The sequence below is a fragment of the Bacillus infantis NRRL B-14911 genome (assembly GCF_000473245.1).
GTDB classification, from domain to species: Bacteria; Bacillota; Bacilli; order Bacillales; family Cytobacillaceae; genus Bacillus_AB; species Bacillus_AB infantis.
In genome coordinates this window covers 17,501-32,500 of sequence record NC_022524.1, presented here as the reverse complement: position 1 = coordinate 32,500, position 15,000 = coordinate 17,501, and the positions used below count along the sequence as shown (strand labels likewise).

Sequence of the window (15,000 nt, the reverse complement as noted above, 5' to 3'; positions counted from 1 at the left end):
GAGTGCCTTGGAAAGCGTGACTTCATCTGCATATTCCAGATCTCCGCCCACCGGCAGACCATGGGCAATCCTTGTAATTTTGATACCGGATGGCTTAAGGAGGCGCGAAATGTACATCGCTGTCGCTTCCCCTTCAATATTTGGGTTGGTCGCCAGTATAACTTCTTCCACCGTCTCATCCTGCAGCCTTTTTAAAAGGTCAGGTATATTGATATCTTCCGGTCCTATTCCGTCCATCGGAGAAATAGCGCCGTGGAGAACGTGGTACAGGCCGTTGAATTCCTTCATTTTTTCCATGGCGATAACATCCTTAGGATCCTGCAGAACACAAATTACACTCCTGTCCCTGCGCTGATCCTCGCAGATATAACAGGGATCCTGATCGGTAATATGGCCGCACACCGAGCAGTAAGATAAATTTCGTTTGGCATTCACCAGCGCCTTAGCAAAATCAAGAACGGTGTCTTCCTTCATGCTAAGGACAAAAAAAGCCAGGCGAGCGGCTGTTTTCGGGCCGATCCCCGGCAGCTTCATAAAGCTGTCTATCAACTTAGATATCGGTTCAGGATAATGCATACTACTCCTCCTATATAGAAATGCGGAGGGCGCTTGCTCATCGGCGACAAGCATAAGACGAACTGGCCGAAAGGTTTGTTCTTTAACCTTTTGGCCAGTTTGGCTTATGACCTCGAGCCGATAGCGCCCGCAGCTGGACAATCAAGAAATGCGAAAGCGGCTTGCCCAGGGACGACAAGCATAAGACAATGCCTGTTTCCTGCCGCCCTTTTGCCTGCCCCCATTCGTATTCACGCCTTTTTTGCTTTTTCAGGCATTTTTAAAGCGGAGATTAACTCCGCTTCGGCTTTTAAAACATTCCAGGCAGGTTCATTCCTTTTGTAAACTGCCCCATTGTATCATTTGTCAGATCATCAGCCTTTTTAAGGGCGTCATTTGTTGCTGCAAGTACGAGGTCCTGAAGCATATCGATATCTTCCGGATCTACTACTTCTTCTTTAATATTGACTTCAAGGACTTGCTTGTGTCCGGAAACGATGACTGTCACCATTCCGCCGCCTGCAGTACCTTCAATTCTTTTTTCCCCCAGCTCTTCCTGAGCCTCGGCCATTTTCTTCTGCATTTTCTGCATTTGCTTCATCATGTTTTGCATATTGCCCATTCCACGCATATTCTTTACCTCCAAATAGTTTTATTCTTTGATTTCGACTAAATCCCCGAACAGCTTTTGTGCTTCGGATACGACCAGGTCGTCTTCCGGGGCGCCAAGCCCGCTGCCTTCAGAAGGCTCATCGCGATGCCCGCTGTTCAGAAAACTGCCCCGTATCCGCTGCCACTGCTCTTCAGGCACCCCGACAACCTGTTTCCTTTGTCCGGTCAATTCCTGGATGGCACCGGATATCGTTTCTATAAATTTAGCATTATCCATGGCCATTTGACAGTGTATTTCATATTTAAATTTAACGATGAACGCATCCGCTGAAGCAGCGACCGGCTCTGCTTCATTCAGCAGAGCGGCCTGGGACCGCATCTGGTTATGCACGAGCCTTCCCAGCATATCGCCCCATTTGCCCTTTACGGCATTCAGGTCATTTTTCGTTGCATTTTTCAGGATTTCATTAATTTTCCCTTCAGGCGCCTGGAATCCTTTTCTTGAGGTTCTCTGTGCCTGCTTCTTCTGGGCAGGCTCAGCCGCACCCGAAACGGTGACCCCATTTTTCTTCAGCTCAGCCAGCTCCTCTTGAAGCTGTTCGATTTTTCTCATGAGAGGTTCAATATCGGCAGCCGCCTTTTTCTCTGTACCCTCAAGCTGGCAGAGCTTCATGATGGCTACCTCAAGGAAAATCCTTGGATGGTTGGTCCAGCGCATTTCCTGCTGGGCTTTATTCAGAATTTCAATCAGGCTGTACAGCTGCTGAGGATCAATCTCTTCAGCCAATGCCTTGAATTCTTCATCAAGCATGACGCGTTCGAGCGACTCATCCAGTGAAGGAGCTGCCTTGTATAAAAGCATGTCCCTGTAATATAAGATGAAGTCCTCGATGAACCTGGAAGGATCCTTCCCCTGAAACAGGAGGGTCTCCAGTGCTTCCAGCGCACCTGCAGCATCTTTTTCCATGACGTTTCTGGACAGTTTATTCAGGAATCCCTGGGAAACGGCTCCTGTTACTGTGAGGGCATCCTCCGCCGTCACTTTGTCCTGGCTGAAGGATATCGCCTGATCAAGGAGGCTGAGAGCATCCCTCATCCCTCCCTCGGCAGCCCGGGCAACGATATGGAGGGCATTCTCTTCATACTGCACCCCGGTCTCATCCACTATCATTTTCATCCGGCCGACGATCGACTGTGCCGTTATGCGCTTGAAGTCAAAGCGCTGGCATCTTGAAATGATGGTGAGCGGAATCTTGTGGGGTTCTGTTGTAGCAAGAATGAACATAACATGCTTCGGAGGCTCTTCAAGTGTTTTTAATAGTGCATTGAAGGCGCCGATCGAAAGCATATGAACCTCATCGACGATATATACTTTATATTTGACTGCACTGGGTGCATATTTGACTTTGTCCCTAATATCCCGAATCTCTTCCACACCGTTGTTGGAGGCCGCATCGATTTCAATCACGTCCGGTATGGAGCCATTCGTAATGCCAATGCAGGAATCACACTCATTGCAAGGCTCGCTGATCGGAGCCCTTTCACAGTTGACGGTTTTGGCCAGTATTTTGGCCGCACTCGTCTTTCCCGTCCCCCTGGGCCCGGAAAATAAGTATGCATGAGAGGCTTTCTGCTGAAGCAGGGCGTTCTGCAATGTTTTGGTTACGTGTTCCTGCCCTACAACATCTATGAACTGCTGTGGACGCCAGACACGATATAATGCCTGGTAACTCATCTTCGCGCCCCCTTCCTAACTGCTTTTCTATCTCTATTATACCGTATCAGTTCCTATTTTCCAAAAAGGATTGCAAATATCCGGAGGAGCAATTTTCCAGCAGGAACATGCATAAAAAAACCCACCCCTGACCGGGATGAGCTTTGCTTTTATCATTATAACTGCCGTGCACCTTCCGTCGACTGGCTCCCATAAGCGTTACTTAAGCAGTTAGCTCGGCCCAGGCAACCCTGCGGCACATGGGAGGGACCACTTAATGCTGCTTCCTTCCGGACCTGACATGGTTCATGGATTCCCATTGCGCAGGACCCGGGCGTCAACACCACTTACTTAAGGCAGGCCCTACAGGACACCAGCCTCGGGAAGGGGTTCAGCCTCGCTAGAGCGGATTGCGAGTACAGGGCACCGCTACCTCCCCGCTTAGCACGGCAAAATTGATACCATATTTGGCTGCGTCGTTTGTGACGCATAATCAGTATACTAAGTTTCGGACGAAATTGCAATGCCTATGGCCTGTCAATTCCTTCTTGCAGATCCAGCAGCTGTTTTCGCCGCCTTTTCTCTTCCTTTTTCCGTTCGCGGAGAGCCCGGAAGAAATCGGTCAGCAGGCTGCCGCATTCTTCTTCCAGCACCCCTGCTGATACCTCGCTCTGGTGGTTGAATCTTTCATCCTGGAGCAGATTCATGAATGTGCCCGCACAGCCGCCCTTTGGATCGGCCGCTCCATATACAACCCTCTTGATGCGGGAGAGAATGATGGCGCCCGAACACATGGCGCACGGCTCTAATGTGACATAAAGCGCAGCATCCTCAAGTCTCCATGTCCCAAGCATCCCGCAGGCTTCCTCAATGGCAAGGAGTTCAGCATGCGCCACCGCATTCTGGTTCGACTCACGGAGATTATGGGCGCGGCTGATTATCTTCCCGTCCAGGACCACAACGGCCCCGATCGGAACCTCCCCAAGCTCTCCTGCCTTTTTCGCTTCTTCTATTGCTTCCTTCATATAATCATCATCATTGTAAGTAATATTCATCTTTTTTCCTACCATCCCTTATGTTTAAAAATATACCAAGGGTGTATATAGCCTTTAGTGCTCACAATAGACCCAAAGGAGAGAACTGACATGAAAGAATCATCTACAGCACTCTTAATTATAGACATGATCAATAATTTTGATTTTCCGGAGGGTGAAATTCTAGCCGCAAAAGCTGAGAAAATCTCCGGTCCCATAAAAACATTAAAGGAAAAATGCGCTGCTGAAGCTATTCCTGTCATCTATGTTAATGATCATTACAGCCTTTGGCAAGCCGACTTTGAAAAGATAGCCGATTACTGCCGGAATGAAAACAGCAGGGACATCATTGACTGCCTCTACCCTTCTGATGAAGACTACTTTTTGATCAAGCCGAAGCACTCTGCTTTTTACGGCACTGCTCTTAACACCCTGCTTCTTCAGTTAAATGTCAAGAATCTGATCATCACCGGTGTAGCCGGGAATATTTGCGTCCTTTTTACGGCGAATGACGCCTATATGAGAGAATACAGCTTGTACGTCCCTGAAAATTGCCTTGCTTCCAATGATGACCATGACAACGAAAATGCTCTGAAAATGATGAAGAACGTCCTCAATGCCCGCACAGAACCCTTCTCTGAGAAAAATAGCATTTCAGCCTGTTTCCCTTCATAAAATGATGGTAGCGTAATTTGCCATTAAGGGGGAAATGAATATGCAAATCCATATAGTGCGGGCAGGACAGTCCCTGACAGGGATCGCTCAGGCTTATGGCACGACGGCAGCCGATATTTCACAGGCCAATGAACTCCCCAATCCCGACAGGCTCGTTGTCGGCCAGGCGCTGGTGATCCCGATCACAGGGCGCTTTTACTGGGTTCAGCCAGGCGATACTTTGTCTGCCATTTCCCGGCGGACAGGGATTACGGTTCAGGAAATAGCAACCATCAACCGGATTTCGGCATCACAGCCTCTCCAGCCGGGCTTGCGCCTCTACCTGCCGCCGCGGCCGAAAACAGCGGCTGAATTCAATGCCTATGTAGAACCGAGGGGTACATCTGTTGCCCCTGCACTTGAGGAAGGAGCGCGTGAAGCTGCACCCTACCTCACCTATCTGGCACCCTTCAGCTTCCAGGCCCTGAGGGATGGCGGTCTTAAAGAGCCGCTCCTCAATAATTTCCCGGCCATCGCCAAAGCGAATAACAATGTGCTGATGATGGTCATCACCAACCAGGAGAATGACCAGTTCAATGATGAGCTTGGCCGGATCCTCCTGAATGATATACCTGTGCAGGATAAGTTTCTGGATAATATAACTGCCGCAGCCAAGAAGTACGGCTTCAGGGATATCCATTTTGACTTCGAATACTTACGCCCTGAGGACCGGGAGGCATACAACCGGTTTTTACGAAAAGCAAAGGCCCGGTTCAGCCGGGAAGGCTGGCTCATTTCTACCGCCCTCGCGCCGAAGACGAGCGCCGGCCAGAAGGGACGCTGGTATGAAGCCCATGATTATAAGGCACACGGGGAAATCGTGGATTTTGTCGTTATCATGACCTATGAGTGGGGCTACAGCGGCGGCCCTGCCCAGGCCGTTTCCCCGATCGGCCCTGTCCGGGAGGTCCTGGAATATGCAGTAAGCGAAATGCCGTCCTCCAAGATCATGATGGGCCAAAATCTGTACGGCTATGACTGGACCCTTCCATTTGTCCAGGGTACTACCGCAAGGGCGCTGAGCCCGCAGCAGGCCATCGAGCTGGCAGCGGAGAACAATGTGCCCATCCGCTATAATACGAAATCGCAGGCCCCGCTGTTCAACTATACAGACACCGACGGGAAGCGGCATGAGGTGTGGTTTGAGGATGCGAGGTCAATCCAGGCAAAATTCGATCTTATGAAGGAATTGAATCTGAGAGGGATGAGCTACTGGAAGCTCGGCCTGTCTTTTCCCCAGAACTGGCTGTTGATCACAGACAATTTTAATGTGACAAAACGGGAGTAACGAAGGCATTTTCGCCTGGGTGCACAGGAAGCTATGGGTCAGTCTGATCCATGGCTTTTTTTATATTTTTTGCCTGAAGAAATTCCATATCCCTTCCACTGTATAGTGTGTTAAAATATTTTTTGTGTCGTTAAAAGTCGATTTAAAGGATAACTGGACATAGATAAATAAGAACAATAAGGAGGCCACACTGTGGGGGGGACACCTTTTATTACCGTTGAAGGCCCGATCGGCGTAGGGAAAACCTCGCTGGCAAAGGCCATTTCCGAGCATTTTCAATTTGCACTGCTGAAAGAGATTGTAGATGAAAATCCTTTTCTTGGGAAGTTTTATGACAACATTGAGGAATGGAGCTTCCAGACGGAAATGTTTTTCCTGTGCAACCGCTATAAGCAGCTCGGAGACATCAATACTGATTATTTAGCCAATAACAAGGCCGTTGTTGCCGATTACCATATTCTCAAAAACCTCGTTTTTGCCGAAAGGACGCTGAGCCCGGCAGAATTCCAAAAATATGTGAAGATCTACGATATCCTGACAAGTGATATGCCAAGGCCTAATGTCATCATCTACCTTCACGCAAGCCTCGAGACGCTCCTGCAGCGGATCAGGCTGCGGGGCCGGGAGATTGAAAAGAATATCAGCCCGCTCTATCTGGAGCAGCTGTCAATTGATTATGAGAACGCCATGAACCTGTTCACTGAACAGCACCCTGATATTCCGGTTCTGCGCTTCAGCGGCGATGATCTGGATTTTGTGAAAAATAAAGAAGATCTCTCTCAAATTTTGGACAGCCTTTCCCTATCTTTAATTAAAGGAGCTTATCACCATGAATCTTAGGAATAAGTACGAAATTCCCGGAAATTCCGTGATTACCATTGCTGGTACGGTCGGGGTAGGGAAATCGACAATGACCAATGCGCTTGCGGGTGCTCTGGGCTTTCGCACCTCATTTGAAAAAGTGGACACCAATCCTTACCTGGACAAATTTTATGCAGATTTCGACAGGTGGAGCTTCCATCTGCAGATTTATTTCCTTGCCGAACGCTTCAAGGAGCAGAAACGCATCTTTGAATATGGCGGCGGCTTTATCCAGGACCGTTCCATTTACGAAGATACCGGCATTTTTGCCAAGATGCATCATGAAAAAGGAACCATGTCCCAGGTGGACTATGAAACATACACAAGCCTGTTCGATGCAATGGTCATGACACCATACTTCCCTCATCCCGACCTGCTGATTTACCTGGAAGGTTCCATTGAAGACATCTTATCCAGGATCCAGGAAAGAGGGCGCCCGATGGAGCAGCAGACACCTGTATCCTACTGGGAAGAAATGCATGAACGCTATGAAAACTGGATCAACACATTCAATGCTTGCCCAGTCCTGCGCCTGAACATCAATGATTATGACCTGATGGCTGATGGCGCCTCCATTGAGCCTGTCATTGAAAAAATCTCCGTCTTTCTGAAGCAGTCGCAGCTGCTGAAAAAGTAAAACAGCAGATTATGTTCTCAGGAGTGAGATACAAAATAAGCCCGGCATAAACGCCGGGCTTATTTTTATTTGGAAGGATTCCAGAAAAGTCAGCTGAAACCACATTTGCATTCTTGAAAACATAAAAAAGCCGCTGCAAAATGCAGCGGCTTTTTATGTATCTCCAATAGTTATGCGCTATGGTTGATTTTATAATGGAGGAGGTAGAGGGATTCGAACCCCCGCGCGGTGTTACCCGCCTGTCGGTTTTCAAGACCGATCCCTTCAGCCAGACTTGGGTATACCTCCGTATCGACAAGATTTATTCTATCAGCTCTCCAATAAGAAGTCAACATTATTTCAAAAAAAATTGGACGGGTTTTTAACACCCGTCCAGGTGGAATGCTTTATGCTTTGCCGATTACTTCTTTATTGCCCATATACGGTCTTAATACTTCCGGAATGATGACACTTCCGTCTTCCTGCTGGTAGTTTTCAAGGATAGCGGCAACCGTACGGCCGATCGCGAGGCCAGAGCCATTCAGGGTATGAAGATGCTCAGGCTTGCCCTTAGGCTCGCGGCGGAAACGGATGTTCGCACGGCGTGCCTGGAAGGCTTCAAAGTTACTGCAAGAAGAAATCTCACGGTAGGTCCCGTAGCTTGGGATCCAGACTTCGATATCGTATTTCTTGGCAGCTGTGAATCCGAGATCGCCTGTGCACATGCTGAGCACACGGTACGGCAGGCCAAGCAGCTGCAGAACCTTTTCAGCATGTCCTGTCAGTTTTTCAAGCTCTTCATAAGAATCTTCAGGACGGACAAACTTCACAAGCTCCACCTTATTGAATTGATGCTGGCGGATCAGACCCCTTGTATCGCGGCCCGCAGACCCCGCTTCAGAACGGAAGCAAGCACTGAATGCGGCATAATTGATCGGAAGCTGTTCATTCGTCAGGATTTCATCTCTGTGCATGTTTGTAACAGGCACTTCTGCTGTCGGAATCAGGAAGTAGTCTTCACTTTCGATCAGGAAGGCATCTTCTTCGAACTTTGGCAGCTGCCCAGTGCCTGTCATGCTGGCACGGTTGACCATATATGGAGGAAGGACTTCCATATAGCCATGCTCTTCTGTGTGAAGATCAAGCATGAAGTTAAATAAAGCACGCTCTAAGCGGGCGCCAAGGCCTTTGTAGAATACAAAGCGGCTTCCCGTAACCTTGCCGGCCCTCTCAAAGTCAAGGATGTCCAGGTCAGTGGCAATATCCCAGTGAGGCTTCGGCTCGAAGCTGAAATCACGGACATTGCCCCATTTTCTCGCCTCGACATTATCGTCTTCCGTCTCACCGACCGGAACGCTTTCATGCGGGATATTCGGAATGCTCATCAAAAGGCTGTCCAATGATTCTTCCACTGTGCGGAGCTCTTCATCAAATGCTTTGATCTTGTCTCCTACTTCCCTCATCTCGGCAATCAGGCTGTCCGCATCTTTCTTTTCACGCTTAAGTACAGCTACCTGCTGGGAAACCTCATTCCTTCTGCTCTTCAGCTGCTCTGTTTCCATGATCAGCTCACGGCGCCTTACATCAAGATCTTCAAATTTCCCAAGGTCGCCAAGATCCTCTCCGCGGTGCTGCAGACGGTTCTTCACTTCTTCAAAATTGCTTCGTAAATATTTAATATCAAGCATGCTGCTTCCTCCTCTTCATACATTCGATAGGCATATGAGCGGCACCCGCGAAAAAAACAAAAAACCCCCGTCCCAAAAAAGGGACGGGAGTTACCCGCGTTGCCACCCTAGTTGAAGGCAAAATTGCCTTCCACCTTAAATCCATAACGGTTTTTAACCGAAAGCACTTACTCGCCCATGCAGGCTTTCCATGCTTTTGCTCAAGGACGGATTCACAGGGTCCCACCACCGGTTTCCACCAGCCACCGGCTCTCTATTGGAATGGGATTTCCGCTACTAATTCCTCTCAATGCGTTTCGAATGTAATTTTATAATAATTTACTACAATTATGCGCTATTTGCAACCAATTATTCAAACTAAATTTGCCTGGGCTTCTTTCACCATTTCCACAAAGTAGGCTGTGAGACGGTGATCCTCTGTCAGCTCAGGATGGAATGAACAGCCCAGGAATTGGCCTTCCCTCGCAGCGACGATGCGGCCATCATGCTTCGCGAGCACTTCAACATTCTCGCCGGCCTGCAGAATATGCGGCGCACGGATGAAGACAGCTTCAAAGTCCTCTGCCACTCCTGCAATATCAAGGGGCGCTTCAAAGCTCTCCCGCTGCCTTCCGAAAGAATTGCGCTCCACCTCGACATCCATGACGCCAATATGCGGTTCTGCATAGCCGGCAACTGTCTTTGCCAGCAGGATGAGGCCAGCGCATGTACCGAACATCGGTTTCCCTGATTGGGAAAATGACCTAAGTTCTTCCATGAAATCATATTTATCGATCAGGCGGCGCATCGTTGTGCTTTCGCCGCCCGGGATGATCAGTCCGTCCACTTCCGCAAGCTGCTCTCTCCGCTTGATGACGACTGCCTCCGCTCCGCAGGCTTCAATGGAACGGACATGCTCCCTGACAGCCCCCTGAAGGCCCAATACGCCTACTTTAACCATATTCATTCTCCTTACCAACCGCGCTCCTGCATACGAGCTTCAGGAGCCAGTGATGAGATTTCGATGCCTTTCATCGGTGTTCCAAGTTCTTTTGACAATTCAGCAATCAGCTTGTAATCCTGATAATGGGTAGTCGCCTCTACGATCGCTCTCGCAAACTTGGCTGGATTATCGGACTTGAAGATGCCTGAACCAACGAATACGCCGTCTGCACCAAGCTCCATCATTAAAGCAGCATCCGCAGGTGTCGCAACGCCGCCTGCAGCGAAGTTAACGACCGGAAGGCGGCCAAGCTCCTTAATTTCGAGAAGAAGCTCGTAAGGGGCTCCGAGAAGCTTAGCTTCAGTCATCAGCTCATCCAGATTCATGCCGACAACCTTGCGCACCTGTGCATTTACCTTGCGGATATGGCGTACCGCTTCAACGATATTGCCTGTTCCCGGCTCGCCTTTAGTGCGAAGCATTGCCGCTCCTTCACCGATCCTGCGGGCAGCCTCGCCAAGGTCGCGGCATCCGCATACAAACGGAACCGTAAAGTCCCTTTTATTTAAGTGATACTCTTCATCAGCAGGAGTGAGCACTTCACTCTCATCTATATAATCAACGCCCATTGCTTCTAATACACGGGCTTCCACGATATGGCCAATTCTGCCTTTAGCCATAACAGGAATCGTTACAGCATTCATGACTTCCTCAACAATGCGGGGGTCTGCCATCCTGGCCACACCGCCGGCAGCACGGATATCGGATGGAACCCGCTCCAGTGCCATGACTGCGACTGCGCCGGCCTCTTCAGCAATCTTAGCCTGCTCAGCGTTGACAACGTCCATGATTACGCCGCCCTTTTGCATTTCTGCCATTCCGCGCTTTACTCGATCTGTACCTGTCTTCACTATAAAATCCCCCTTCTGTAATACCATCTGCTTTTAACAGGCAAAATACCCATTAATTTATAGGAAAATATATTAATTCGATAGGAATTCGTCCAGTTCCCCTAATGAAAATAAACAATAAAAAAGGGTCCCTGTCAAGACAAGGAACCCTTTTTTATCAGACTCTTCCGGATTTTTATTTTCTTCCGGTTAAAGTCAGTCCATTATAAAAATTAGAACCAGCCTTTTACAGCTGAAGAAATGCTGCCCCAAAGATCTCCGAAGAAGCCGCCGATCCCGCGCATTGTCAGCACGAACCAATTTGCCTTTTCTACACTTTCAGCCGCGACGACATCAACCTGGATACCGCCTTTTCCTGAAAGAAAGTCAAGGCCGTTTTCTTTGTCTGACTTCAAAGTCAGGTAGCCGATCTTTTCGCCTTTTTTCACAGGTGCCGTCAGATTGCCGTCTTTATCAAGCTTGTCTTTATCAAGGACAAGCTCAGGCTTGTAGCTTTCCTTCTCCCCATTCTTCACGACAAGCTCGATAGCGTCCTTCGCCTGGATCTTCACGCTGTCTTCCTTGCCTTTAGTAACAGGCAGTGTTTTCTGGCCCTTTACCTGATAGTTCTTCGCAATGATTTCTTCTTTGGAAAAATTGCTGAAAGCATAATCAAGCATTTTTCTTGTTTCATCAAAACGGGATTTATAAGAACCGGAATTCCCTTCACCCTTGGCATTCATCACAACTGTAATATAGCGGTTACCGTCACGGGTAGCCGTACCAGTGAAGCAGTAGCCGGCAAAATCGGTCGTACCCGTTTTAAGCCCGTCCACTCCCTCATAGCCGAATACAAGGCTTGGAAGCATCCAGTTCCAGTTATCCATCTTGATTTCATCATCAGTGCCTTCTCTGAAGTTCTTAGTCGGAATGCTGGTCGTCTCCAGTATTTCCGGATAATCATGCAGCAGGCGCTGTGCCAGCTTGGCTGTAGCACGTGCGGACATGACATTCTCATCCTCTGCTCCGCCCACCTGGTGGGAGCCTTTTAAGTCACGATTATTCAAACCTGAGGAATTGACAAATTTGTAATCTTTCAAGCCAAGCTCCTCGGCTTTATCATTCATCATTTTTACGAAATTACTTTCAGAACCGGCAATGGTCTCCGCAATGGCAATCGTTGCACCATTGGCAGAGTAAATAGACATAGCTTCATATAATTCTTTGATATTATATTTTCCATCTCTTCTTAAAGGGACATTAGACAGTGCTCTATCCTGTGAAACCTTCCAAACATATTCACTGACTGCATACTCCTGATCCCATTTGACTTTCCCTTCTTTGATGGCCTCAAGCAGCAGGTATTCTGTCATAATCTTTGTCATGCTCGCGATGCCAAGCACTTTATCCGCATTCTTCGAATAAAGGACTTTGCCTGTCTCAGCCTCTACCACGATCGCAGCATCCGCGTTGATATTCAAAGCATCATCTGCACTCGCCTTATTCAGGCCGGGAAAAAGGCCTATCACCATCATACAAACAAGGAAACTAGCAACATACTTCCGATAAAAATGTTTTTTCACTGTAATGCCCTCCAACCTTTATATACACCTTCGTTATTTTAACATATCTGTTTCTGAAAACATAGACAGAGTAAATACCCATTAATTGGACAGAGAATTATGTAGGCCATTTGATGTGCTGATTGAAAAATGACAGCTGATACTGATGGGTGCATGGTACCCTGAATAAGCAAAAAAATAAGGCCCAGGAAAATAACCTGGGACCTTTATTGCCATAGCATCAGCATCCGATGCTATGGCCTGATTTTTATGATAAAGAATAGTTCGGAGCTTCTTTTGTGATCTGCACATCATGCGGATGGCTTTCACGGAGCCCGGCGCCTGTCATCCTGATGAACTGCGCCTTTTCTCTTAAGTCAGTCAAATCCTTGCTTCCGCAATAGCCCATTCCCGAACGGATCCCTCCGACCAGCTGGTAAATCGTATCAGATAACGGCCCTTTGTATGGAAGCCTTCCTTCAATTCCTTCTGGAACGAACTTTTTGTTGTCTTCCTGGAAATAGCGGTCCTTTGAACCCTTCTCCATTGCTCCGACCGAGCCCATTCCGCGGTAGACCTTGAAGCGGCGTCCCTGGAAGATTTCCGTTTCGCCCGGGCTTTCGGAGACGCCTGCGAGCAGGCTTCCTAGCATGACGGCATGTCCGCCGGCAGCAAGGGACTTAACGATATCACCAGAGTACTTGATGCCTCCATCGGCGATGATGGCTTTGCCATGCTTCCTGGCCTCTGTGGCACAGTCATACACCGCTGTGATCTGCGGTACGCCGACGCCGGCGACAACCCTTGTCGTACAGATGGAACCAGGTCCGATACCGACTTTTACAACATCAGCTCCGGCTTCGATCAAATCCTTAGTAGCTTCAGCAGTAGCAACATTTCCAGCGATGATGGCTACCTCAGGGTAAGCCTCCCTGATCTGCCTGACTGTGTCCAATACCCCTTTTGAATGTCCGTGCGCCGTATCGACTACAAGGACGTCTACACTTGCCTTCACAAGCATTTCAACCCTTTTCATCGTATCCTTTGTCACACCGACAGCTGCGCCTGCAAGGAGCCTTCCCTGGCGGTCCTTGGCTGAATTCGGGAATTCGATCACTTTTTCAATATCCTTGATGGTGATCAGCCCTTTAAGTACACCCTCCTGATCAACGAGCGGAAGCTTTTCAATTTTATATTTCTGCAAAATGCTCTCGGCTTCTTCCAGTGTTGTTCCCACCGGTGCCGTTACAAGATTTTCTTTTGTCATAACGTCTGAAATTTTAATCGAGTAGTCTTGGATGAAACGAAGATCACGGTTTGTAATGATGCCCACCAATTTCTGTTCATCGTTGTTGTTAACGATCGGGACACCTGAGATGCGGTACTTGCCCATTAGATGCTCAGCATCGAAAACCTGCTGGTCGGGCGTGAGGAAGAATGGATCTGTAATTACGCCGCTTTCGGAGCGCTTGACTTTGTCAACCTGGTCAGCCTGCTGCTCGATGGACATATTCTTGTGGATGATTCCGAGGCCGCCTGCCCTTGCCATGGCAATTGCCATTTCTGCCTCTGTTACTGTGTCCATGCCGGCTGAGATGATCGGGATATTCAGGCGGACCTTGTCTGTCAGGTCTACATGAAGCTGTACATCTTTCGGAAGCACTTCTGATCTTGCCGGAACCAATAACACATCATCAAATGTTAATCCTTCTTTAACAAACTTGCTTTCCCACATCTTTTTAGCCCCCATTTACTCGAAAATATTATTAGTAGGTTATCAATTGGACAAAATACTGTCAAGAACAGATTGATATGTTCGATTTTTCAAAAAATTAAAAGAGGTATAAAGGATGATCAATTCATACAACGGCTGGAGTTCATATTCTGTCTTCTTTTCGGCAGAAAACACACAGGCTTATTTGAAAAAATGCTATACAAGGCATGGCATCGACCAGCCTGAAGCGAAAAGCTATGAGAACTGCTATCCTTTTATTTATTATTTGGAACATGGAAAAATATATTATGAACAGGCAGCCAAATCCCCGCTGCTGATCCAGCCTATCATGCTGTTCTATGGACTGGTCCATCTGATCAAAGCATCCATTCTGACGGCGGATCCAAACTATCCGGAAACAACCTCCGTCCTCGCCCATGGAGTTTCAACAAGGAAAAGGAAGAAGCAGCAATACAGCTTTTTTGAGGATGAAGTAAAATTTCAAAAAACCGGGCTGTTTCCTTTTATGGCCGATAAGCTGTTTCACATGAAACATATGGAAGGCGACAAAATTGAAATGGGGGAGCTTTTTAAATATATTCCTGAATTAAATGAGCTTTTTCAGCAGACAGAGGGAAGCCCTGCCTTTGCCGGCATAGAATTGGCAAACGGCCAACTTACAATGCCAGCTTCTATTCTTGATCAATTTCATATGACAGAAGAAAGATTTATTGACTATTTCAACTCAAAGGGCAGCTATGATATCGAGTCCCCCGCACAGGGAGAAAGCGGCAAGATTACTTTCTCTTGCGGTCAGGTCCCGCCGCACG

The 15,000-nt window shown here is 48.1% G+C and carries 14 protein-coding genes, 1 tRNA gene, 1 other RNA gene and 1 other annotated feature (2 of these 17 only partly in view); of the genes, 5 read left to right on the top strand and 11 right to left on the bottom strand.

The window, feature by feature from the left end:
- The 5 genes from recR to tadA form a co-directional block, all read right to left on the bottom strand.
- Positions 1-576, bottom strand: partial view of a recombination mediator RecR gene (gene recR / locus N288_RS00150; RefSeq protein WP_009796287.1) — the 5' portion only. It extends 21 nt beyond the left edge of the window; 576 of the gene's 597 nt are visible here — the first part of the coding sequence; its start codon is at positions 574-576; its stop codon lies beyond the left edge, outside the window.
- Between the two features lie 289 nt (positions 577-865).
- Positions 866-1,186: a YbaB/EbfC family nucleoid-associated protein gene (locus tag N288_RS00145; protein ID WP_022543198.1), complete on the bottom strand. Its 321-nt coding sequence runs from the start codon at positions 1,184-1,186 to the stop codon at positions 866-868.
- A 21-nt stretch (positions 1,187-1,207) separates the two neighbouring features.
- Entirely contained in the window at positions 1,208-2,902 is a 1,695-nt protein-coding gene (gene dnaX, locus N288_RS00140) for a DNA polymerase III subunit gamma/tau (RefSeq protein ID WP_009796285.1), read from the bottom strand.
- A gap of 164 nt (positions 2,903-3,066) precedes the next feature.
- Positions 3,067-3,331, bottom strand: an RNA gene (gene ffs / locus N288_RS24455) — signal recognition particle sRNA large type.
- Between the two features lie 77 nt (positions 3,332-3,408).
- Positions 3,409-3,936 (bottom strand): tRNA adenosine(34) deaminase TadA, encoded by a 528-nt coding sequence (gene tadA / locus N288_RS00135; protein WP_022543197.1) that lies wholly within the window; start codon positions 3,934-3,936, stop codon positions 3,409-3,411.
- A gap of 90 nt (positions 3,937-4,026) precedes the next feature.
- On the opposite strand from tadA, the gene N288_RS00130 reads away from it, so the two are divergent.
- The 4 genes from N288_RS00130 to N288_RS00115 all read left to right on the top strand — a co-directional run bounded on the left by N288_RS00130 (position 4,027) and on the right by N288_RS00115 (position 7,415).
- Positions 4,027-4,590 carry a cysteine hydrolase family protein gene (locus N288_RS00130; RefSeq protein ID WP_009796282.1) on the top strand — a complete coding sequence of 188 codons (564 nt, stop codon included), beginning with the start codon at positions 4,027-4,029 and terminating at the stop codon, positions 4,588-4,590.
- Between the two features lie 40 nt (positions 4,591-4,630).
- Positions 4,631-5,917, top strand: coding sequence for a glycoside hydrolase family 18 protein (locus N288_RS00125; protein WP_022543196.1), 1,287 nt, complete (start codon positions 4,631-4,633; stop codon positions 5,915-5,917).
- 192 nt (positions 5,918-6,109) lie between these two features.
- The gene (locus N288_RS00120) at positions 6,110-6,757 is read left to right on the top strand and encodes a deoxynucleoside kinase (protein ID WP_009796280.1); all 648 of its coding nucleotides are present in this window, start codon (positions 6,110-6,112) and stop codon (positions 6,755-6,757) included.
- Complete coding sequence (locus tag N288_RS00115; RefSeq protein ID WP_009796279.1) at positions 6,747-7,415, top strand: deoxynucleoside kinase; 669 nt, start codon at positions 6,747-6,749, stop codon at positions 7,413-7,415. Before N288_RS00120 ends, N288_RS00115 begins: the two co-directional genes overlap by 11 nt.
- A 195-nt stretch (positions 7,416-7,610) precedes the next feature.
- Here the strand turns inward: N288_RS00115 and N288_RS00110 are convergent.
- From N288_RS00110 to guaB, 6 genes are all read right to left on the bottom strand, one after another.
- Positions 7,611-7,703, bottom strand: a tRNA-Ser gene (locus N288_RS00110).
- 98 nt (positions 7,704-7,801) lie between these two features.
- Positions 7,802-9,082 (bottom strand): serine--tRNA ligase, encoded by a 1,281-nt coding sequence (gene serS / locus N288_RS00105; RefSeq protein ID WP_009796278.1) that lies wholly within the window; start codon positions 9,080-9,082, stop codon positions 7,802-7,804.
- Between the two features lie 76 nt (positions 9,083-9,158).
- Positions 9,159-9,381, bottom strand: a binding site (T-box leader).
- Between the two features lie 53 nt (positions 9,382-9,434).
- Positions 9,435-10,022 (bottom strand): pyridoxal 5'-phosphate synthase glutaminase subunit PdxT, encoded by a 588-nt coding sequence (pdxT, locus tag N288_RS00095; protein WP_009796276.1) that lies wholly within the window; start codon positions 10,020-10,022, stop codon positions 9,435-9,437.
- A gap of 11 nt (positions 10,023-10,033) precedes the next feature.
- Complete coding sequence (pdxS, locus tag N288_RS00090) at positions 10,034-10,918, bottom strand: pyridoxal 5'-phosphate synthase lyase subunit PdxS (protein WP_170939624.1); 885 nt, start codon at positions 10,916-10,918, stop codon at positions 10,034-10,036.
- Positions 10,919-11,127: 209 nt separating this feature from the next.
- The gene (locus N288_RS00085) at positions 11,128-12,477 is read right to left on the bottom strand and encodes a serine hydrolase (RefSeq protein WP_022543194.1); all 1,350 of its coding nucleotides are present in this window, start codon (positions 12,475-12,477) and stop codon (positions 11,128-11,130) included.
- A 247-nt stretch (positions 12,478-12,724) separates the two neighbouring features.
- Positions 12,725-14,191 (bottom strand): IMP dehydrogenase, encoded by a 1,467-nt coding sequence (guaB, locus tag N288_RS00080; RefSeq protein ID WP_009796273.1) that lies wholly within the window; start codon positions 14,189-14,191, stop codon positions 12,725-12,727.
- Between the two features lie 115 nt (positions 14,192-14,306).
- Between guaB and N288_RS00075 the strand changes: the two genes are divergently transcribed.
- On the top strand, positions 14,307-15,000 hold the 5' portion of the coding sequence (locus tag N288_RS00075) for a YaaC family protein (RefSeq protein ID WP_022543193.1). Its footprint extends 266 nt past the window's final position; 694 of the gene's 960 nt are visible here — the first part of the coding sequence; its start codon is at positions 14,307-14,309; its stop codon lies off the right edge, out of view.

Coding starts and splice junctions, on each gene's coding strand:
- N288_RS00130 (WP_009796282.1), top strand. CDS start 4,027: ATGAAAGAATCATCTACAGCACTCTTAATTATAGACATGATCAATAAT.
- N288_RS00125 (WP_022543196.1), top strand. CDS start 4,631: ATGCAAATCCATATAGTGCGGGCAGGACAGTCCCTGACAGGGATCGCT.
- serS (WP_009796278.1), bottom strand. CDS start 9,082: ATGCTTGATATTAAATATTTACGAAGCAATTTTGAAGAAGTGAAGAAC.
- N288_RS00145 (WP_022543198.1), bottom strand. CDS start 1,186: ATGCGTGGAATGGGCAATATGCAAAACATGATGAAGCAAATGCAGAAA.
- guaB (WP_009796273.1), bottom strand. CDS start 14,191: ATGTGGGAAAGCAAGTTTGTTAAAGAAGGATTAACATTTGATGATGTG.
- N288_RS00115 (WP_009796279.1), top strand. CDS start 6,747: ATGAATCTTAGGAATAAGTACGAAATTCCCGGAAATTCCGTGATTACC.
- dnaX (WP_009796285.1), bottom strand. CDS start 2,902: ATGAGTTACCAGGCATTATATCGTGTCTGGCGTCCACAGCAGTTCATA.
- pdxT (WP_009796276.1), bottom strand. CDS start 10,022: ATGGTTAAAGTAGGCGTATTGGGCCTTCAGGGGGCTGTCAGGGAGCAT.
- tadA (WP_022543197.1), bottom strand. CDS start 3,936: ATGAATATTACTTACAATGATGATGATTATATGAAGGAAGCAATAGAA.